Below are 19,188 nucleotides of genomic sequence, written 5' to 3' on the forward strand. Positions count from 1 at the left end.
TGAAGAGTTCCATGCAACCTATACTAGGAACAAATCAAGCGGTATTCATTACAAAGGAGGGAGTTAATATGTCAGATACGATTATCAACACAGCAAGAATCGTACGTCAAGTTGTGCTGCAGCAGGTGCAGGCGATCCCTGAGGAACTGTTTGACATTCATCCCGAAGGTTTCAATAATACAATTCGCTGGAACATCGGTCACATGATTTTTTGGATGGATAAATACTCCACTCTATCCTTCGGATTCCCGTCTTCAATTCCCGCTCAATATGAGGAACTGTTTAACTCTGGAACAAAGCCCTTGGATTGGACGACTGCTCCGCCGTCAAAGGATGAGCTGACCCAATTGTTAATGAAACAGTTGTCTAGTTTCTCTGAGCTGAAACCCGAATTACTAGACAAAAGTCTGGTATCGCTATTTGAAATAGGGCCATTCCAATTCAATATCGCTGGCGAGTTGTTCAACTTCGCTCTGATTCACGAAGCCATACACTTAGGAACCATTTCGAGTCAGCTAAAGACTCTATCGCGTTAGCCAATGAAAAACTCAGTAATTGAAGTGACTAGTAGACTATATTGGAGGATTCTTTCATGGAGAAATCTGCAGACTCAGCCCCATCCCGGACTCGCTTAGCGTTTGATGCTTTTAGACAGGCTTTAGAGAGAGGACATACAGACGACTTTCTTAAGATAGTCACGGAAGATTTTCATTTCTTCGTTCCGCTCCCGCTTGAGGGGTGGAATCACAAGCAGAAAGGCAAAGTACGGTTCGAGGAATTGGTTAAGTTTGAGCGCTCTCTATTTCAGATGCAATTAATCCCACTTGTCGTTCTTGAGAATGAGAACAATGGGATGGTGGTGTTTCACGCGGAGGGTCCGTTGAACGGGCGATTTTTTAGCAATGAGCTTGTGATCTTCTTTGAGTTTGAGGCAGAGCAAGTCCGCTCTTTCCGTGAATACGTAGGTATGCCGTTAAAAAATTATGAGACCCCATAATAGATACTCCCCCTGAAGAAAAGCTCCTGTTAGTATACAGGAGCTTTTTTCTTCACCTCGTTAAGCCGGTGGAATGCTCTGCGGGCTGTTAAATACATTTTGCGGATCGTATTTCTCTTTTACTCTCTTCAATCTCGCGTATATAGTTAACTTTGTGTTTGTAATTATTATTTTCTCAAAATCTTCTCCATCGCTTTTCCCTTGGCAAGCTCATCGATCAGCTTATCCAAATAGCGAATTTCCTGCATCGTGGGCTCTTCGATGTCTTCCACTCGAACACCGCAGACCACACCTTTGATTAGAGTACGGGAAGGATTTATTTGGGCAGCTTCCGCAAAAAATGTCTCAAAGTCTGTTTTTTTCTCCAGATGCGCTTCTAACTCTTCCTGGCTATACCCTGTCAACCAACGGATGATTTCATCGACTTCTGCTTTCGTACGGCCTTTTTTCTCCGCCTTTGTAACATAATGGGGATAGACACTTGCGACACTTGTTGTATAAATCCGATGTTTGGTCATGATCGCCCTCGCTTATATGATTTTTTTATTTTTATTATAGTAAAAATAAAGCCGGGTTTAAACGTGAATGTAAGATTTAACAACAGGCATAGACACCTCGTTCGGACATCTTTACGTGTCGCAGGAGTAAAAAGTTATTTTTTCCTTACTGGTATCCAAATTTCCCCGGCATCATGCCCAGCCATTCCATAAAAGCTAGGGCCTTCCACCTGTTCATAGCTACATCTATAACCTTGGCATCTGTTGTCTGCAGTTCAAAAGCTGCTAATGTCAACCGCCGACGTCGAATGTACTCAGATAACGATACTCCCGTAATAAACGGAAACATTCGTTGATAATGATAAGTAGAACAACAGGCGATCTGCGCGATTTGATCATATGAGATATTGTCCGCCAGATTTGTTTCTGCATGAAAAAATCAGCATATCGATCAAGATCTCCCCGTTCTATTTTCATGAAGTTGACCCCAATCGGCCATATGATCCTGAGAATCACCCGCTACGTTTATCCCAATCACTAGTTGGATAGTATTTATATCTTCCTGCCGGTATTTTTGCAACGTATCAGTCTTTCTTTTAACAGCAGGAACTAGAAAGTGCCTATGGAACTATGAAATCTACACAAGAACATCGAATTATTGAAAATGCAACGGTATTTGATTTTGAGTTGACGGACGAAGATATGAAGCGCATTAATGAACTGAATCAGAACTACCGAGTTGGTCCTGACCCGGACAATTTTGACTTCTAAAACATTTTCGGAGGCACAAATATGCAATTGAATTTGCAAGGAAAAACGGCGCTGGTGACGGGTTCTACATCAGGAATTGGAAAGGCAATCGCCTTGTCGTTAGTCTCGGAAGGCGCCACAGTACTTATTAATGGACGCCGCGAAGAAAAAGTGAATCAGACGATACAAGAAATTCAAGCCAAGTATCCTGAAGCTATCCTTAAGTCCGTTGTCGCTGATCTAGGAACAGAGCAAGGATGCCAAAAGGTTATTAGACAGTACGCTGAAGTAGACATTCTTATTAACAACCTTGGCATTTTTGAGCCTGTACAATATTTTAATATCTCTGATGAAGATTGGTTCAAACTGTTTGAAGTCAACATCATGAGTGGTGTCCGGCTGACTCGCCATTATCTGAAACAAATGATTCGCAAAAAAGAAGGCAGAGTCATCTTTATCGCTAGCGAAGCAGCGATTATGCCATCTCAAGAAATGGCTCATTATAGCGCGACCAAAACGATGCAGCTCTCGCTCTCCCGCAGTTTGGCCGAGCTGACTACAGGAACAATTGTGACGGTCAATACGGTTATGCCTGGTTCCACTTTAACAGAAGGCGTGGAAACGATGTTAAATACCCTTTATCCTAATGAGAAATTGACCATAGCCGAAGCAGAACAACGATTTATGAAAGAGAACCGGCAAACCTCCATTATCCAAAGGCTTATTCGTCCGGAAGAAATTGCACATTTTGTTACCTTCTTAAGTAGTCCGCTCTCTTCGGCTATTAATGGCTCCGCGTTACGAATAGACGGAGGATTAGTACGTAGTGTGTTTTAATAAACAGTTTTAGCAGTGTACAGAACAGATCCCCGTTAGACATATAGGGGGACCTGTTCACCATTACATATACTTTTAGAAGCAGGTATACCATAAAATAACGGACGAAGGAAAGCTTCCGAACGAATACGTCGGAAATATAAAGCCCTGTGTAAAACCAAATGGATTGGTAGATGTGACAAACATAAGAAAAACGTTAAAGGTACGAGTGACAATTAGCGTCCATCGGTTCTGACAGCCTGCAGCAAATGACACGGCGCCTTGGGCCGGCTGCTGAAATACGAAGTTCTGCGCTAGAGCCGGAGACTGCGATAGCTGCTGAAACGTACCCAGTAATTGAGGCGGTGGCGGCGTAACACCTGGAGGCAATCCCGCTCCAGGCCCTCCCCCAGGTGACGGAAAGAAAGGCGAAAATGGAGCGAACGCTCTGTGGCTATTCATGAATCTCATCCTCCCACTTCAGCATCGACATACATCGTTACGCTACAGTATGCATAGGCGTTAGCACATGTTCTTCGAACTGAACGGGAATTGCTCTATTTTTGCTCTTCAGCCGTTACAATATTTCAATATAACCTTCTGTTCCATGCACGCGAATACGTTGCCCCTCCTTGATCAGCTTGGTGGCATTTTCTACACCGACAACAGCTGGTAAGCCATACTCACGTGCAATAACTGCTCCATGCGTCATCAATCCACCTACTTCGGTGACTAGGCCTTTGATGGATACAAACAATGGTGTCCAGCTAGGGTCTGTAAAGGCGGTGACTAATATATCTCCTTCTTCTAAATCTGCATCCTCCATATTTAAGATGACACGTGCCCGTCCCTCGATCATTCCGGAGGAAACAGGCAAACCTGCAATAGCTTCGGCTGGAAGATTTTCTCTCTTGTACTCCCCTGCAATGATTTCACCATCTGATGTGATCACCCGCGGCGGAGATAATTTTTCATAGAATCGGTATTCGTCTTTTCGTTTACTAATGATTTGGCCATCCAGTTTGCTGGTGCGTGCAGCTTCGTGAAATTCCTCAAAACTGAGGTAGTATATATCTTCCTTGTCATGAATAACGCCAGCTTGCACAAGTCGCTCGGCCTCTTTCAGTAAAGCCTGTTTATAAACGAAGTAGCGATTCACCATGCCATATTTGGGATATTCCCTATACCCGATAAATTTCCGGATGAGGTCGATCTTTTGTTTGGTTTCGCGGGCTTTTTGTTCGCCATCCGGCAGCTGTTTCAAGCGATCTAGTAACTCTTGTTCCTTTGCCAAAGCTTCCTTTCGTCCTTGCTCAAATTTTCGATGGCTTTCTTGAGGTCCAAAATTTTTGACGTTGCTAAGAATCAACGGGACAAGTGCAATTGGTTTTTCGCTCCAGCGGGTTCTGGTAATATCGATTTCACCGGTACATCGCATGCCGTATTTGTCCAGAAAAGCGTCGATCGCCTCTTTGGTTTCCAGCCCGCCATTCAACTGAAGCAGTTCATCCCCAAAGTCATCCTCTTTAACATGTTGCAAATATTCAATGACTTCCGGATAAGGGCGGATCGTATCTGCAACATCCAATAACGCCAGGCCCATTTCTGAAGTAATATTGCCCGGTACAGATTGAGAAAGTGTGTCGGCTGCATTTTTTTCACCCAACCACTTGTACATGTTTTCATTAATCCATGATGAAGCATTCATAGCAGCCATAATTACAGCCGAGCTTTGCGGATCAAATAAAATTCTCTTTAATTCATGGATATCCTTGAGGATAAAATCGAACAAATCCACTCCGGATTTCGTTTGGATGTGCTGTTTCAATACTTCGATCGAGGTTTGACTCTGCTTAATCAAATCAGGAACCATGGACGGATCGGGTTCGCTTGGTGCTTGAACACCCGCTGACGATGTAGCGTTATGGCTTGGGCTGGAACTCTGGTCTTTGTTCTCATTTGGCAGCAGTTTTATAAAATCCCCCCGCTCAATGATGGTCAGAAGCGCGTCTTTAATGAGCGGATCGGACTGGCCCAGCGTATTTAATATTATTTCTCTGCTTGCAGACGAAGCCAGCATAGGTGTCACATCGACAAACAACCTTCCGCCAGCTTTACGCATCGGTGCCGGAGTCGTTAACAGATAAAAAGAAAGTCCCAATGGTTTTATGGGGTCCGTCATCATTTGCTGATGCCCGACAGATACATAGACGTGATTTTCTTGATCATTCGCTTCAGGGATCGGGAATAACGTCGTGATGGGTCGACTCTGGACAATGTGGAAGGTATCGTGGACCAAACACCATTCGATATCTTGTGGCTGGCCGAAATATGCTTCGATCTGTCTCCCGATGCGTGCCAGTTGTAAAATTTGTTGTTCCGTCAGTGTTTGTGCCTTTTGCTGATCAGGATCGATTTGCTGTGTCTCGGTTCCGCCTTCTTTTCAGCCATAGATTGCCAATGATTTCGCTGCTATGATCTTTTCGACGATTTTACCTTCCTGTACTTTATAACCATCGGCAGATACCAAACCCGAGACCAGCGCTTCTCCGAGTCCGAAACTGGCATCGATAGATAACACCTTTCGGTTAGAAGTCATTGGATCAGCGGTAAATAAAATTCCCGAAGCCTGCGGGAAAACCATCCTTTGAATGATCACGGACAAGTAAACCTGACAGTGGTCGAATCCATTTTGCATACGGTAGAAGACCGCGCGATCCGTAAACAGGGAAGCCCAGCATTTGCGGATATGCTTCAGAATGGCTTCTGTGCCGATAATATTTAAGTACGTGTCTTGTTGACCCGCAAAAGAGGCATGCGGCAAATCTTCAGCAGTCGCACTAGAACGTACGGCATAAGCATGCTCCTCGCCAAGCCGGGAGAGATATTCTGTCACTGCTTCCACAATATCGGAAGGAATTTCTTCCTCCATAACGGTTTGCCTGATCTCCCTGCTGATTTCAGCAATCTGGCCTCGATCTTCTACATTCAGCTTGGTTAGTTGATCCAATAAAGCATGATACGTTTCGTTTTCTGCGATGGCTTTTTGATATCCCACGGTGGTCACACAAAATCCTACGGGCACATGTATTCCATCCATTTTTGATAATGTGCCTAAATTTAACCCTTTCCCGCCAACGAGCCAAAGCTGGTTTTTTTCGATTTCCTGGAAGCCGAGAACCAAAGAACTCATACAACATCTCCCCTAACCATTGGATTGAGAAAAAATCATTTGACAAGAGTTTACCGGCGTGGTACACTTAAAATGTAAGATACGATACTTATGTCTATTTAAAATTAGACAGTGATGATCTGATTGTATCATCGTGTCTGTTCATATGCAATATTAAAGAACCTGGTGAATATGACCAGGTTCTTTTTTTGTGATTTTCCACGAGTACAACCATGTTCGAGCCGGGCTCAGTCATTCAGCATAAGGAAATACTGAAGTTCCTTCGCTTCCTTCATTACAGTTTACGTCCGCTCTTCCTTCCATGACTCAGCTGAATCAGTCATCAACTGGCTGATTTGCGCCATCTCAACCGGGGTTAACGGTCCGAATTTTATTGCCTCCGCATTCTCAATTACCTGCTGTACAGTACGGAAACCTGGAATGGGGAGCGTCGTATCGCTTTTTGCCCAAATCCACGCAAGAGCTCCTTGGGTCAGCGTCCGGCCATTTGAAGTCAAAATATCCCGGATCGCTTGCAGTTGATGTGTCATCACCGGGGATGGAATTCCGTCTTTAAAGTATTCCAACCAGTCCAAGTTGTTTCTGCGCCGAATATCTTTAGGATCTGCCACCGTTATTTCCTCCGAATATTTCCCGGTCAGCAGCCCCATGGCAAGAGGCCCCCGATTGATGCTCGACAGATGATACTTTTCGCATAAGTTCAGCATATCCGTATTGTTGCGGAATAGATTTAACTCATGTTGAATCGCCGTACAATACGGGCTTTGCGCGAATATTTCGGCGCGGTTAGGGAAGTCGGTTGACCACCCGAAATAACGGACTTTGCCTTCCTGAACAAGTTCCTCAAGCACAGCCTTAACTTCTTGGGCCAGATGTTCGGGGTAATCCCCGATATGGAATTGATACAGATCGATATAGTCGGTGTTCAGTCTTCGCAGTGAAGCTTCGCAAGCCAATCTGATATATTCAGCACTAGCGTTTTGCCCTAAAGCTTCTTTGGTGTGCTCATTTGTAACATGACCGAATTTGGTGGCAATGATCATTCGATCTCGCCTTCCTTGCAACGCTTGTCCGATTACTTCTTCGCTGTGTCCGGCCCCATAATTGTCGGATGTATCAATGAAATTAATCCCGTAGTCGATCGCGCAGTGAATGGCTGCAATTGATTCACGGTCATCAACCTTCCCCCATCCGTAAGGTTCACCCGTTAACGCATCATGCCAAGGCCCGCCGATCGCCCAGCAGCCCATTCCAAGAGCGCTTACGTCCAATCCCGATTTTCCCAATTTTCTTCTAAACACTTGCTCAACTCCTTTGACGATTAATTCACATTCAGTATAATAGGTGGTATTGGTAATTTATAGAACCAAAAATGAATGATTTCGAAGAACCAATTAGGAGGTACAGAGAAATGTTCGGCTTCATTCCCACAACGGATGGCGGCTCTTTTACCAAACAGTTATGCAGCTTTTTACGCGAAAATATTGAAACCGGAGCCCTCGCTCCCGGCCTCCGTCTACCGCCTACGCGTCAGGCTGCCCAAGAGCTGCGCATTGCACGGAACATTATGATCGAGGTATATGAGCAGCTGACGGCCGAAGGTTACTTAACGACTCGCGTTGGCTCGGGCACTTATATTTCTGACGGCATCCAGTCCCGGCCACTGCGACCTCTTCCCTCCTCCCAGATCTCCCAAACTTCTCGTGTCCCAGCAAGTAAAAAGCAAGAAAATCTGATCGACTTTGATGCAGGCTCACCCGATCTTATGCATTTTCCACGCAGGCTTTGGAGTAAATATGTAAGGGAAATTACGAATAACGATCCAGACACTGTATTTGATTACAGTGACGTGCAAGGTACGAAAGAATTGAGGGAAACGATTTCCCAATATGTATACCGTGTGAAGGGAATACGCTGCAGCAGCGATCAGATTATTGTAACTTCGGGTACCTCCGAAGCTTTTCTGCTGCTTGCGGCATCCTTATCCGACCTGTTTCGAACCGTTTATGTCGAAGATCCGACAATTGGATTTGTCACGGATATATTTCAGAAATGGAAATATAAGGTTCATCATGTCGATGTCGATCAACAAGGGATGATAATCAACCGTATTCCAGCATCGGAGTCAGGAGGTTTAATCATACTTACCCCTTCCCACCAATATCCGACCGGCAGTATCCTCTCGATTCAACGAAGACAGCAGGCCGTAAGATTGGCGGAAACAGCGGGGCATTATTTGTTGGAAGACGATTATAATAGCGAGTTCCGCCATAAAGGGAGTCCGATTCCGCCCCTTCAGATTTTAGCTCCAACACGGGTCATCTATGCCAGTACGTTCAGCAAAACCTTATCACCAGCGCTGCGGATTGGATATCTTATCGTTCCACCTGATTTAATACAACGTATCCTGCAAACGAAAATGGAACTGAATCTAACCGCTTCGGGCATTACACAGTCGGTGTTGACCCGGTTCATTGAGGATGGTCATTATGACCGGCACATTTTAAAAATGAAAGCTATTTACAAAAAGAAACGCATCCTGCTGGTAGAACAATGCTACCGTATTTTCGGCGATGACGCCAAAATATTAGGAGATGAAACAGGTATGCATGCGCAAATCGTATTTAGACCGGATCTCTATGGGGGGATCGATTGGCAACAGGTAGAAACGTTCGGTGTTCGCCTGAGTACTTTCGATGATTATGCAAATAGTAAAGGAAATCACCCGGGTAAGGTTGTGTTGGGATATGGAAATCTGACTGAAGAGGAAATTACGGAAGGCCTGTTGAGGATTCACCGTTTTTTGAAAGGCTCTAAAAATAAATCAGATATCGTTACTTGATATAAGGGTCTTAAGTCAATTTAGATTCCTGAAATTGTGTATGAAAAATCAAATAGATTTCGCTGAACTAACGAAAATTGGAGCATTCTATATGAAAAGTCGTATACAATTCACCATTTGGCGTATATTTTGACGATTCTATACGAAAAATCAAACAGATCAGCTCCCTACTCTGACGCCATTAATACCTAATTGGGAATATTGCCATCAACGAATATGGAATCAAATGATCCAGAGGATTTCGTCCGACAAGACATTTTTTTTGAAAATAAAGAGCCGGTTGTTCCACGTTAAGGAAAGAGTACCCGGCTCAAATTGTTTATTATGCTTTCGAATCCCGATATGAGAACACACAGGGTTCAATACTCTCCCTTAATTACAAAAAACGAGCCCCGGATGGTTCCAGCTAGTTTAGACTTCTGCCTGGCAAACTTAAATTTCCCCTCTAACTCCTTGGGGATTTCCATCCCCTCAGATAGCTTAAAACCAACGGCCCGCTTTTTAGGGTCATCGATCGTATACAGGACGTTAACCCCTAGACCATCTTCATAAAAAACGAAGGTCCATTTGATATTTTCCACTTGAAGACGCGACGTTTCTAAAGGTTTGCTTGAAAACTCAATATCCCGTTCTTCTTTCAAAATCCGGCTCACATAATCCAGGGTCTCCTGGCTTTCGCTGGCGGGCACAACCGTAAATTCATGCTTGTATTTGTTCATAAAATAGCGGGCTTCATTCGCGCGTAAACCAGCAAGCGCTTCTGCTACTGGTGAAGATTCTAAACCAACCGTGGAAACATTTTTTAAATCAACGATATAGGGCATTTCTATCTCTCCTCGCATCACTTTTTACATCTTCATCATGATTTCCAAGTAGTTCGGATTGACCTGAACAAGACACCATTTGGTGTCTTGTTGATTATATGAGACCAAATGGTGGCATGTCAACATTTTTTTCGCTATATTTTATTTCTGTACGATCTGAATAAGGTTGCCGCATGTATCGTCGAAGACAGCTATTGTGACGTCACCCATTTTTGTCGGTTCCATCGTAAACTTCACGCCTTTTTCCATTAATCGGTCGTACTCTTTGCGAATATCTGCAACGCCAAACATAGTTGCTGGAATGCCATCAGCAAATATCTTCTTTTGATACTCCTTTGCGGCAGGATGGTTATTCGGTTCGAGCAACAGCTCAGGGCCGTCACGATCATCAGGCGAAACAAGTGTGATCCACCTAAATTCTCCGACAGGAACGTCCTCCTTTTTTACAAAGCCCAGCTTTTCTAAATAAAACGCCAGCGCCTTGTCTTGATCTTGTACGAATATACTGGTAACAACGATTTTCATACTGCTATTCCTCCTTTGATGTAATCAAAAATGCGATGGCTATCACAATGATAGATGTGCCAACAGCTTCGTATAGCACAGGGTTGATTTATGGCCTAAGGGGATATGAAAAGGATCTTACCACGAAGCAGTTCAATACATTGTACCCGATACATCGACGCAATTAGAAAATTTATAAATTAAGGCGGGCAGCCAGCAGCTGCCCACCTTTTGATCCTCTTAGTCTCTGCATATCGACTTTTAGCTTCACCATTTTGGAACTTGGGCAAGACATATCTTTGCCCTCTCCTGCCTTTGCTTTCACAGATCCTACTGGGATCATGCTAAAAACTATCGCCAAGGTTAACAGCAATGCCAGCAACCTTTTGTTTTTCACATTCATCTGCTCCTTTGTATATGTGGAATGAACCCGGCTGTTTTACTGTTATTTTATGGTTGAAACAGCCGATTTTATACAGAATCGCGTGTGTTTCCAGTTCCTACAAGCAACATATCGAAGGGCTGCCGGTCATGCTGGCAGCCCTTCACTCTATCATGCTATGAAATTACGAATCCACACTTACAGAAGTAGATTGGATTCTGGTCTCCTATTGATAATGCTTATATATAATTAAATTCATCTATTTATAGAATTCATTAGCTGGAAGAAGTATTCAGGCTTGTGAGTCTTATTTAGGTTATACCATGAATCTAACGTATCTGGTGCAAATACATCTAATTTTTTCAGCACTTCCATCGCAAATTCCAGAGGAGCTACTCCTGATGCAGTAACCAAGTTCTCACCAGATACCGCAGGTTCCATCTCATAAAATTTTTCTCCTTTATAATTAGGACAAACCGTTTTAATATACTCTAAGTTATTGCTTGTATGCTTTCTAGAATCTAGGTATCCCATGTTCGCAAGGGCCTCGGTTGCACCACAAATTGCAGCAACAATAGTACCGAGCTTTAAAGCTTCGCCAATTTTTTTCAAGATGGGTTGATGAATAACTTCTCCCCAAGTATTCCCCCCAGGCAAAACTAAAAGATCTTTACTTTCAAGAGTACATTCATCAAGGGAAATATCTGGTTTTATGCTTAGTCCCCCCATCGTAGTAATTATTTCTTTATTAGCTCCTACTGTAACTACTTTTAAAGGTGCTATATCTTTTTTGAAATATCTTCCTGTGTTTAGTTCAGCAATTAAATATCCATATTCCCAGTCTGACATTGTGTTAAATACATATAGATAAACTTTTTTTGTTTGCATCCAATAACACTCCCATTCACAATTGATATAGCCAATGATAATATAACTTCCCTGACAGCTAACGTCAGGGAAGAATTATCATACTTGATGAAATTTTATTAATTCCAACAGAACTTCAATAAGTCCTTTCTTTAGATTTAATGGCTCAATAACTTGAATGGATTTACCGTACGGTAAAAGTAAATAAGGTACATATGTATGTATCATACGTCCGTTCTTGTAAATAATGTCCTAAAAAACCAATGTTCGCAAAGATCTCCCAACGCCCTTCGGTTAGCATTAGACGTTCAATTCGATCTACTCTAGACTACGGATATCATTCCTACAGATCGATGTCCGGATGCTTGGCCTCGAATTTTTTCTCCAGCACCTCATAAAAGGGCGTGGACTTCACAATAGACCCACTGTGAGAACGCTTTTCCCGTCTTTCGAAAAAAATTCCGGCATCCGGTTATTTACGAACCGTAACGATAATGCCATCCGCATTATTGCCGGAAATCTCGTATTCTCCATACGCCGGCACGTTGATCGTGTTATTTTCGGTTACCGAAAAGTAAAAGACTTCATAGCTCTCCCCCTCGATCGTCGCGCTCATCGATTTCTGCTGTTTCAGCAAATCCAGGTACTGCTCCAGGACAAGATTCTTCTCCCACATGATCGCGCTGTGCGGCAAACCGACATAACGGAAATGCCATGGCTCGAATTGAATGCCCGTCACCGCTGTTTTATCTTCAGGATAACGCAAAATAAACCCGTATTTCCAGCCATTATCTTTCAGCCATTTCCCTTCCGGGGCCTGATTCATTTCCGCCAGGGAGGAGCCGATATCCATCGACAAACCGAGGTTGTGCTCGCTATACCCTGCCGGCAAAGCGTATTGCGGCCCCATCTCGCGATACAGCTCGTCTTGCTTGGCTTCGCTCCGATACCCGCTGCTGATTAAGAAATGGCTGACCCCTTCCTGTGCTGCGGCCTTGACCATGGTACGAAATTTGTCCGCCAGCCGGGGTGATAGCTGGATCGTATTATCGAGCACGCCGAATCCGTCGATCAGCTCGGGATTTTTCACCAGACTCACCGCTTCTGACTCGGGGTTTAGTCCTTCTGGAACGGGATAGTCCTTGTTGACAAGCAGCAGGTCCCCTTGGAAAACCATTTCTTTCGTCACTTTTATCGTAAACCCGCCCGTTTGAGAAGCCGCTTCAGGAATGTCTATGTTTGTGGCGGGAGGTTGCCATTCATTGGACTGGTCGATGATGCCCGCCTTATACTTCATAAATCCATAGCCCAGCAGCAGCAAAACGATAATACTGAAAATCCATTTCTTCATGCTTTCGCATCCTCCTAATCCTTCTTATCCTTATAGGATAAAGAAAACTGTTTAAGAAGATATGAGTTTAATATAAAGTTTTTCTTAAATTATTAATTTGGCGAGTGCGTATGTGAAAAGTTACCTTTGTGCCTGCACCTAACATACTTTTAATTTGAAGTCCTGTTCCGAAGTGCCGTTTTAAGCGCTGATCCGTATTGATCAATCCGACTCCTGAATGACGGTCAGCCTTTCTTTCCAATATTTGCTGCAGTTGAACTTCGTCCATTCCGATTCCATCGTCTTCTACTGTAATCTCTGCATCGTTTTCATCGACAGAAATCCGAATATATATTTTTCCTCCGCGGGCACGCTTCATAATGCCATGTATGATCGCATTTTCAACTAAAGGCTGGATCGAAAGAAACGGGACTTTTAATTCCTCGCAGTCATTGATCTCCCAAACCACCTGCAGCCTTTCATCAAACCGAACCTTTTCAATGTATAGGTAAGAGCGCACCAGATTTAGCTCCTCTTCGATAGGGATAAGTCCGTCCATATCTTGAAAACTGAATTTATTCCGTAAAAAATGGCTGAACTCGGCAAGCAAATCACGCATCTTATCCAAATTTACATCACTTAAAGCGGCTATTGCATTTAATGCATTAAATAAAAAATGAGGCTGAATTTGCGCTTGCAGCCAGGCGGCTTCTAACTGCAATTGTTCCTTAACGACTTGTTTGATCGTAGTTAGCGCCTTGATCCGCGACCTGATTTCTATCGCTTCTACTGGTTTGGTCACATAATCATTTGCTCCCGCCAAAAAACCGCTTTGAATATCTTTCGGCTGGCTTCTTGCGGTAAGCAGCAAAACAGGAAGCTCTGTCAGTGTGAATCGCTCACGAATCATTCGTGTCAGCTCATAACCGGACATTTGGGGCATCATTACATCGGAAATAACGAGATCCCATTCCTTTGTATCCAGTTCAACCAACGCTTCTTTACCGCTCGTTACCAGCGTGACATCATATTCGTCCGGGGACAGTATGGCTTCAAGTACTTGAAGGTTGATAGGATCATCATCAACAATTAATACGAGCGGCCGATCACGGTTTAACTGTATTAAAGTTGCTTCTTTCGGAGCTGGCGGGATTTCCGCTATTTCCAAACCGGCAGAAGCTTCATTATGAATTGGCATGACCGGTAATGCCAGCTGTTCGAATGAGTCAGAAACATTGTTCTCTTCCTGTGCCTTTAGATCTGCTAGCTTTAACGAAAATGTAAATTTTGAGCCCTCTCCCAAAACAGAGGACACATCTAACGCACCGCCATGAAGCTCAACCAGCTGCTTGCTTATACTTAAGCCTAACCCAAAGCCGCCTTCAATCAGCGTCTCGTTCGTACCTGCTTGCTCATACGGACGGAATAGACGCTTTATCATCTCTTCATCCATTCCGATCCCTGTATCGGTAATAGCAATATATGCCCATCCGTCCTTCGCAGTAGCTTGAATCGAAATGACTCCTTCATTCGTATATTTCACAGCATTATGCAGTAAATTGAAGACGATTTGAATAACCCGGTTCTCATCGGCCATAACGGGCGGGAAATCCTTTGGAATTTGATTTGCAACTTTTACGGACTTCACTTCGACGTTAAATTGCAGCATATCCAGAACTCCGGTCACGATAGGCTGAATCCGTATAGCTTGTTTCTGAAGACGCGGATGGCCATCCCGCAAACTCATCACATCAATCAAATCGTTTAGTATCAAGGTCAGCCGGCGTCCTACCGATAAAACGGTTTCTAAATCTTTGATACTTCTTTCCTGCAGCAAATGCCGTTCCCTATTTAAGACGGATTGGGACATGTTAAGCATGCTATGAAGCGGATTTTTAAATTCATGAGAAGTATTGGCCAGAAATTGATCCTTATGGTCATTCATTCTTTGCAATGTTGAAGCAAGCACCTTTGTGTTTGCATGCATAATAAAATAATCCTTAAACCATACAGAAGCCAGACAACCCATCGAAAGAATCAGATCAAACGGGTAGTAGACAAGACTTAAACCGCTTTCCCGCCAGGATAATGACCAAACAAAATGATGCATCAGCGCAAAAATTGAAACAAGCAGTAAAAGATTTCCTTTTCTATCCTTGATCGCTTTATTAAAAAATGCCACCATCGTAATTCCCGCAGCAATGCCGCCCAGCAAATAATAAACTGGGAAGAGCATAATCACCTGATGGGGAGCTAACAACAACGTGATGCCAGCAGTCCCTAAATTAATAACTTTATATACCGGGTACATCCTTCTCCAGTAAGGGAGCTCGCGATGATTCGTACACTCAAGCAAAGCATAAGTCCCAATAACGAGAGCCACATTCGATAACCTGAAATCCCAATCACTTCCGATGTAAAATAATTGGTGAAACAACTTCTCATCATTACTTAATACACTAGTCAGTGTTATGCATAATGTCACCAAAGAAAAATAAAGCAGCCTCTTTTCTTTATTTCCCAGCAAAAACAAAATCAGCGCATAGATAGAATGCATAAGAAATATAACAGCTGCCAGAAGCTGCATAGAAATGGAGACTTTCATTTCCTTTATGATCGTTTCTTCTGAGCCAAATTTAATGGATCGGGCAATGCCGCTGCTGCGGCTATCTACATAATTCGCCGCCTGTAACACGAGTTCGATTACGCCGTTTTCGTCTGCCGTAAAGGTTGCGGAATAAGGCAGGTTTTTGGAAATATAATCATCTTTCGTTTCCGCCACCTGTCCGGATTGAGCAACCCGCCGGCCATTTATGTATAATTCTGATGAAGTGCGCACGCTAGGCACGCGAATACTATAATTAATTTCCTCTTCCGGATTTACATAAAGAAGCAAGCGATATGAAGCATAGCCATATGGAGTTGGCTTGTCCGCATCCAAAGCTTCATTCCATCCTCCCGGAACCTGAATAAGCTGTGGCTTATTTTCGTTTAATCCTTGCCGCGGTGTGACGTCCATCAACCATTGTGAAGGGTAGAATTCCCATTCCCCATCCAGCAAAAGAACATCGCCGTCTTTGGCATTCCAATCTCGTAAATCCAGCTGCCCCTGCTGAATGGAGACCTGTTTTTGATCAGAGAAAAAATCCATCCAAAAAATACGCAGGCTGGACAAAATGACGAGTAATAACCCTAGTAATAAAATAATATGGCTCTTTTTCATGGGAGACCTTGCCGAATCAATTGCCAAGAAACATTCCTCTCCTTTATGCTTATGCGAGCATTTCATATATACTATAACAAACATGACTTTAAAACGGACGATTGATATATGATCGATCTATGGATGAGATTCGTAATGCTCTATCAATGGACAATCTGAAAGGAGAGTTTTAAATGTCTATTTTCCCTTATACATCCTATGACGCTGTAGGGCTGGCTCAACTTGTTCGAAATAAAGAAGTTTCGCCTATTGAACTCGTACATGCTGCTATTAAACAAATCAATCACCATAATTCCAAACTAAATGCGGTCGTGCATACCCGCTATGAAGCAGCTTTACATGAAGCTGGTCAAGTCAATATCGGCGAACAACCGTTTGCGGGTGTACCTATTTTGCTCAAAGATATTTCCCAAGCCATCGGCGGTGAACCGCTGACTTCCGGCTCTCGTCTGTTCCAGCATCATAAAGCCCCGTCGGATTCCCATTTTGTCGCCAAATTGCGCAAAGCCGGGTTTATTCCCCTTGGTCATACCAACACCCCCGAGTTCGGGCTGAAAAATATTACAGAGCCGAAATTGCACGGCCCTGCACGCAATCCATGGAACCCTCTCCACTCGCCTGGCGGTTCCAGCGGAGGCTCCGCAGCAGCCGTCGCTTCCGGTATGGTCCCGATGGCCGGCGCCAGCGACGGTGGCGGATCCATCCGCATACCGGCTTCATTCAGCGGCCTGTTTGGACTAAAGCCGACACGCGGCCGGACTCCGGTAGGCCCCGGCTTTGGCAGACAGTGGCAAGGCGCCTCAATCGATTTTGCTTTGTCCAAAACAGTTCGAGACAGTGCAGCCCTCCTTGATGTGCTCCAGGTGCTGCAGAACGAAGCTGCATTCCAGTTCCCCTTGTATCCGGGGAAATATCTCGAAGATATGTACCGGAATAAGGATAGAACATATCGTATTGCCTATACTACCGATTCTCCTGTAGGTACGGAGGTCAGTGATGATGCCAAACAAGCCGTGCTGCAGCTGGTTAAGTTTCTGGAAGCAGAAGGTCACTTTATCGATGAGAAATCCAGCCCCGTCAACGGAATGCAGCTTATGGAAAATTACTGTATTATGAACAGCGGCGAAATGGCTGCCATGGCGCTGAATATCGAGCGCGCTCTCGGAAGAGCAATTACATCGGAAGATATCGAAATTGAAGGCTGGGTGCTGCTGGAAGCCGGGCGCAAGCTATCCGCCGCTGAATATGTGCTCAGCCTTGCGGATTGGGACACAGCTGCAGCCCAAATGAATACGATTTGGGATCGGTACGACTTTTATATTACGCCGGCGACAGCCTTCCCTGCCCCGCGTGTCGGTGAATTAACACCGGGCCCGGAGCAGATTCAGCATCTGCTTACCGTAAGCGAGCTTTCCAAACAAAAACAGCAGGAGCTAATTTACGACATGTTTGAGCCAAGTCTGACCTATACCCCGTTCACTCAACTGGCTAACCTGACCGGGACGCCGGCCATGAGTGTTCCGGTATTTCTTACCGAGACAGGATTGCCTTTAGGTGTGCAAATCATGTCTGCCAAGGGACGGGAGCATGATTTGTTCTCATTAGCCCATCTTTTAGAAAATTCTTCATTATGGGTAATCAGAGAGAGAGACTTATAAATTCGAAAATTTCATCCACAGCTTGACGGCACCCGCCCGAATTTTGGAAGGAATTCTTTATATTCGCAGCGGCTTCCACATAAGATGAGCTTAACACCTGATCAGCGGCCTCACGCAATTGATTAACAGTCAAGCCTTGCATTTGCAATCGCATGCCGGCTCCGGTCTTGGCGACTTGCTCCGCTATGACCGGCTGATCCGCGCTTTGCGGAATCACCATGAGCGGAACGCCATAATAGAGACCTTCATGGGTACTGTTCATTCCGCCATGTGTAATAAACAATTTAGCATGCTGAAGTATATCGGTTTGTGGAATATAATTTTTGACGATAAAGTTTTTAGGGATTTCCCCTAAATCAGATATTGGGGTTTTACCGCCGATAGACATCACAATCGTATGTTCCGTGTTCCCAAATGCTTCAAAACAAAGCTTATAAAAATGGGCGGCCTGGTTAAAGACTGTACCTAATGAAATGTAAATAGGGTTTTTCCCCTGGATTGCCGCAAAGTCGAAGTTTTGTTGAGTCATACGTGAAGAGATGGATGGGCCTACGAATTTATAGGTTGAATCGAACGCTTCTCCATCAGGCTGAAACTCCTTTGTTGTATAAACGATCGTAAGCGGGGCGGGATTACAAAACACTTCGTAAGGGGAAGCGACCTCCGCCCCATATTTTTCGTGAATCCTTTTCGTCAGGCTTTGAAATTGATCGTTTATAGGTTGAACTATTTCCGCAGGGACATTTTTGAAAAATTGCTCCAGCATCTGGTCGAATGATGCTTTTGTCTGCGCAAAAGTAGTACAGGAGCTGATTGCCGGAAGCTTCATAATTTGAGCGAGCAAACGTCCGCAACCAAACATGGAATCATGGATGATATAATCAAAATGCTCTCCCTGGATCTGTTCAAGAACGCTAGGTATGACGACATCTGCTGTAAGTAAAAGTCCGTTGACTCTTTCGAGGGTATAAGTTCTTCCACCTGAGACAAAGGCTTTTATTAATTTCTGATCGTCAAATGTTCGAACCGTTGCTCCCGCTTTCTCCATCCGCTCTCGGAAAGCGTCTATGCAAAAGTACACGACCTCTTCCCCACGCGAAACAAGCTCTTCTACAAGTCCAATCGTGGGATTGATATGTCCCTCTGATCCGCCATTAATAAATAGAACACGAGCCATTTCAGTCACTCCTTAGGTATGCAGTCCTTTAGTTCTATAGTTCTATATACAAATCTATAGCTCTGTAGACTTGAAATCCGTTATTCAACCGATGTTTGCAGAGCAAGTCAATATTGCGTAAAAAAGAC

General features: G+C 44.1%; 17 protein-coding genes and 3 pseudogenes. 6 read left to right on the forward strand and 14 right to left on the reverse strand.

What is annotated here, in order from left to right:
• Positions 1-68: 68 nt before the first annotated feature.
• Complete coding sequence (locus G358_RS0127190) at positions 69-536, forward strand: DinB family protein (protein WP_019640425.1); 468 nt, start codon at positions 69-71, stop codon at positions 534-536.
• Positions 537-592: 56 nt separating this feature from the next.
• On the forward strand, positions 593-997 hold the full coding sequence (locus G358_RS0127195) for a nuclear transport factor 2 family protein (protein WP_019640426.1): 405 nt from the start codon (positions 593-595) through the stop codon (positions 995-997).
• Between the two features lie 60 nt (positions 998-1,057).
• Here the strand turns inward: G358_RS0127195 and G358_RS32710 are convergent, their stop codons facing one another.
• From G358_RS32710 to G358_RS34145, 3 genes and pseudogenes are all read right to left on the reverse strand, one after another.
• On the reverse strand, positions 1,058-1,129 hold the full coding sequence (locus G358_RS32710) for a BBE domain-containing protein (protein ID WP_240480115.1): 72 nt from the start codon (positions 1,127-1,129) through the stop codon (positions 1,058-1,060).
• 35 nt (positions 1,130-1,164) lie between these two features.
• Positions 1,165-1,515, reverse strand: coding sequence for a DUF2200 domain-containing protein (locus G358_RS0127200; RefSeq protein WP_019640427.1), 351 nt, complete (start codon positions 1,513-1,515; stop codon positions 1,165-1,167).
• A gap of 166 nt (positions 1,516-1,681) precedes the next feature.
• Positions 1,682-1,900 (reverse strand): annotated as a pseudogene (locus G358_RS34145) (helix-turn-helix domain-containing protein); the annotation flags it as partial.
• A gap of 224 nt (positions 1,901-2,124) precedes the next feature.
• Between G358_RS34145 and G358_RS33305 the strand changes: the two are divergent.
• Complete coding sequence (locus G358_RS33305; protein WP_019640429.1) at positions 2,125-2,265, forward strand: hypothetical protein; 141 nt, start codon at positions 2,125-2,127, stop codon at positions 2,263-2,265.
• 21 nt (positions 2,266-2,286) lie between these two features.
• Positions 2,287-3,081 (forward strand): SDR family NAD(P)-dependent oxidoreductase, encoded by a 795-nt coding sequence (locus G358_RS0127215; protein ID WP_019640430.1) that lies wholly within the window; start codon positions 2,287-2,289, stop codon positions 3,079-3,081.
• Between the two features lie 75 nt (positions 3,082-3,156).
• Here the strand turns inward: G358_RS0127215 and G358_RS30975 are convergent, their stop codons facing one another.
• From G358_RS30975 to G358_RS0127230, 3 genes and pseudogenes are all read right to left on the reverse strand, one after another.
• The gene (locus tag G358_RS30975; protein ID WP_019640431.1) at positions 3,157-3,522 is read right to left on the reverse strand and encodes a hypothetical protein; all 366 of its coding nucleotides are present in this window, start codon (positions 3,520-3,522) and stop codon (positions 3,157-3,159) included.
• Between the two features lie 115 nt (positions 3,523-3,637).
• Positions 3,638-6,253 (reverse strand): annotated as a pseudogene (gene ppsA / locus G358_RS31445) (phosphoenolpyruvate synthase).
• Positions 6,254-6,534: 281 nt separating this feature from the next.
• Entirely contained in the window at positions 6,535-7,554 is a 1,020-nt protein-coding gene (locus G358_RS0127230; RefSeq protein ID WP_019640434.1) for an aldo/keto reductase, read from the reverse strand.
• Between the two features lie 110 nt (positions 7,555-7,664).
• On the opposite strand from G358_RS0127230, the gene pdxR reads away from it, so the two are divergent.
• Positions 7,665-9,095 (forward strand): MocR-like pyridoxine biosynthesis transcription factor PdxR, encoded by a 1,431-nt coding sequence (gene pdxR, locus G358_RS0127235; RefSeq protein ID WP_019640435.1) that lies wholly within the window; start codon positions 7,665-7,667, stop codon positions 9,093-9,095.
• A gap of 359 nt (positions 9,096-9,454) precedes the next feature.
• Here the strand turns inward: pdxR and G358_RS0127240 are convergent, their stop codons facing one another.
• The 7 genes and pseudogenes from G358_RS0127240 to G358_RS0127265 form a co-directional block, all read right to left on the reverse strand.
• Complete coding sequence (locus G358_RS0127240) at positions 9,455-9,919, reverse strand: hypothetical protein (protein WP_019640436.1); 465 nt, start codon at positions 9,917-9,919, stop codon at positions 9,455-9,457.
• 141 nt (positions 9,920-10,060) lie between these two features.
• Positions 10,061-10,444, reverse strand: a complete 384-nt coding sequence (locus G358_RS0127245; protein ID WP_019640437.1) for a VOC family protein — start codon at positions 10,442-10,444, stop codon at positions 10,061-10,063.
• Between the two features lie 172 nt (positions 10,445-10,616).
• Positions 10,617-10,820 (reverse strand): hypothetical protein, encoded by a 204-nt coding sequence (locus G358_RS0127250; protein WP_019640438.1) that lies wholly within the window; start codon positions 10,818-10,820, stop codon positions 10,617-10,619.
• A gap of 240 nt (positions 10,821-11,060) precedes the next feature.
• Positions 11,061-11,693, reverse strand: coding sequence for a type 1 glutamine amidotransferase family protein (locus tag G358_RS0127255; protein WP_019640439.1), 633 nt, complete (start codon positions 11,691-11,693; stop codon positions 11,061-11,063).
• A 78-nt stretch (positions 11,694-11,771) separates the two neighbouring features.
• Positions 11,772-11,974, reverse strand: a pseudogene (locus G358_RS32720) (DNA-binding transcriptional regulator); the annotation flags it as partial.
• 170 nt (positions 11,975-12,144) lie between these two features.
• The gene (locus G358_RS0127260; protein WP_019640440.1) at positions 12,145-13,023 is read right to left on the reverse strand and encodes a D-Ala-D-Ala carboxypeptidase VanY; all 879 of its coding nucleotides are present in this window, start codon (positions 13,021-13,023) and stop codon (positions 12,145-12,147) included.
• A gap of 67 nt (positions 13,024-13,090) precedes the next feature.
• Positions 13,091-16,225 (reverse strand): hybrid sensor histidine kinase/response regulator, encoded by a 3,135-nt coding sequence (locus G358_RS0127265; RefSeq protein ID WP_205621571.1) that lies wholly within the window; start codon positions 16,223-16,225, stop codon positions 13,091-13,093.
• Positions 16,226-16,398: 173 nt separating this feature from the next.
• On the opposite strand from G358_RS0127265, the gene G358_RS0127270 reads away from it, so the two are divergent.
• Complete coding sequence (locus G358_RS0127270) at positions 16,399-17,883, forward strand: amidase (RefSeq protein ID WP_019640442.1); 1,485 nt, start codon at positions 16,399-16,401, stop codon at positions 17,881-17,883.
• On the opposite strand, the gene G358_RS0127275 is transcribed toward G358_RS0127270, so the two are convergent.
• On the reverse strand, positions 17,864-19,060 hold the full coding sequence (locus G358_RS0127275) for a macrolide family glycosyltransferase (protein ID WP_019640443.1): 1,197 nt from the start codon (positions 19,058-19,060) through the stop codon (positions 17,864-17,866). The genes G358_RS0127270 and G358_RS0127275 overlap by 20 nt on opposite strands.
• Between the last annotated feature and the right edge of the window lie 128 nt (positions 19,061-19,188).

Source organism: Paenibacillus fonticola DSM 21315, from assembly GCF_000381905.1.
Taxonomy (GTDB): Bacteria; Bacillota; Bacilli; order Paenibacillales; family Paenibacillaceae; genus Fontibacillus; species Fontibacillus fonticola.

Coding starts and splice junctions, on each gene's coding strand:
- G358_RS0127270 (WP_019640442.1), top strand. CDS start 16,399: ATGTCTATTTTCCCTTATACATCCTATGACGCTGTAGGGCTGGCTCAA.
- pdxR (WP_019640435.1), top strand. CDS start 7,665: ATGTTCGGCTTCATTCCCACAACGGATGGCGGCTCTTTTACCAAACAG.
- G358_RS33305 (WP_019640429.1), top strand. CDS start 2,125: ATGAAATCTACACAAGAACATCGAATTATTGAAAATGCAACGGTATTT.
- G358_RS0127245 (WP_019640437.1), bottom strand. CDS start 10,444: ATGAAAATCGTTGTTACCAGTATATTCGTACAAGATCAAGACAAGGCG.
- G358_RS0127190 (WP_019640425.1), top strand. CDS start 69: ATGTCAGATACGATTATCAACACAGCAAGAATCGTACGTCAAGTTGTG.
- G358_RS0127260 (WP_019640440.1), bottom strand. CDS start 13,023: ATGAAGAAATGGATTTTCAGTATTATCGTTTTGCTGCTGCTGGGCTAT.
- G358_RS30975 (WP_019640431.1), bottom strand. CDS start 3,522: ATGAATAGCCACAGAGCGTTCGCTCCATTTTCGCCTTTCTTTCCGTCA.
- G358_RS0127195 (WP_019640426.1), top strand. CDS start 593: ATGGAGAAATCTGCAGACTCAGCCCCATCCCGGACTCGCTTAGCGTTT.
- G358_RS0127215 (WP_019640430.1), top strand. CDS start 2,287: ATGCAATTGAATTTGCAAGGAAAAACGGCGCTGGTGACGGGTTCTACA.
- G358_RS0127240 (WP_019640436.1), bottom strand. CDS start 9,919: ATGCCCTATATCGTTGATTTAAAAAATGTTTCCACGGTTGGTTTAGAA.
- G358_RS0127275 (WP_019640443.1), bottom strand. CDS start 19,060: ATGGCTCGTGTTCTATTTATTAATGGCGGATCAGAGGGACATATCAAT.
- G358_RS0127200 (WP_019640427.1), bottom strand. CDS start 1,515: ATGACCAAACATCGGATTTATACAACAAGTGTCGCAAGTGTCTATCCC.
- G358_RS0127265 (WP_205621571.1), bottom strand. CDS start 16,225: ATGAAAAAGAGCCATATTATTTTATTACTAGGGTTATTACTCGTCATT.
- G358_RS0127255 (WP_019640439.1), bottom strand. CDS start 11,693: ATGCAAACAAAAAAAGTTTATCTATATGTATTTAACACAATGTCAGAC.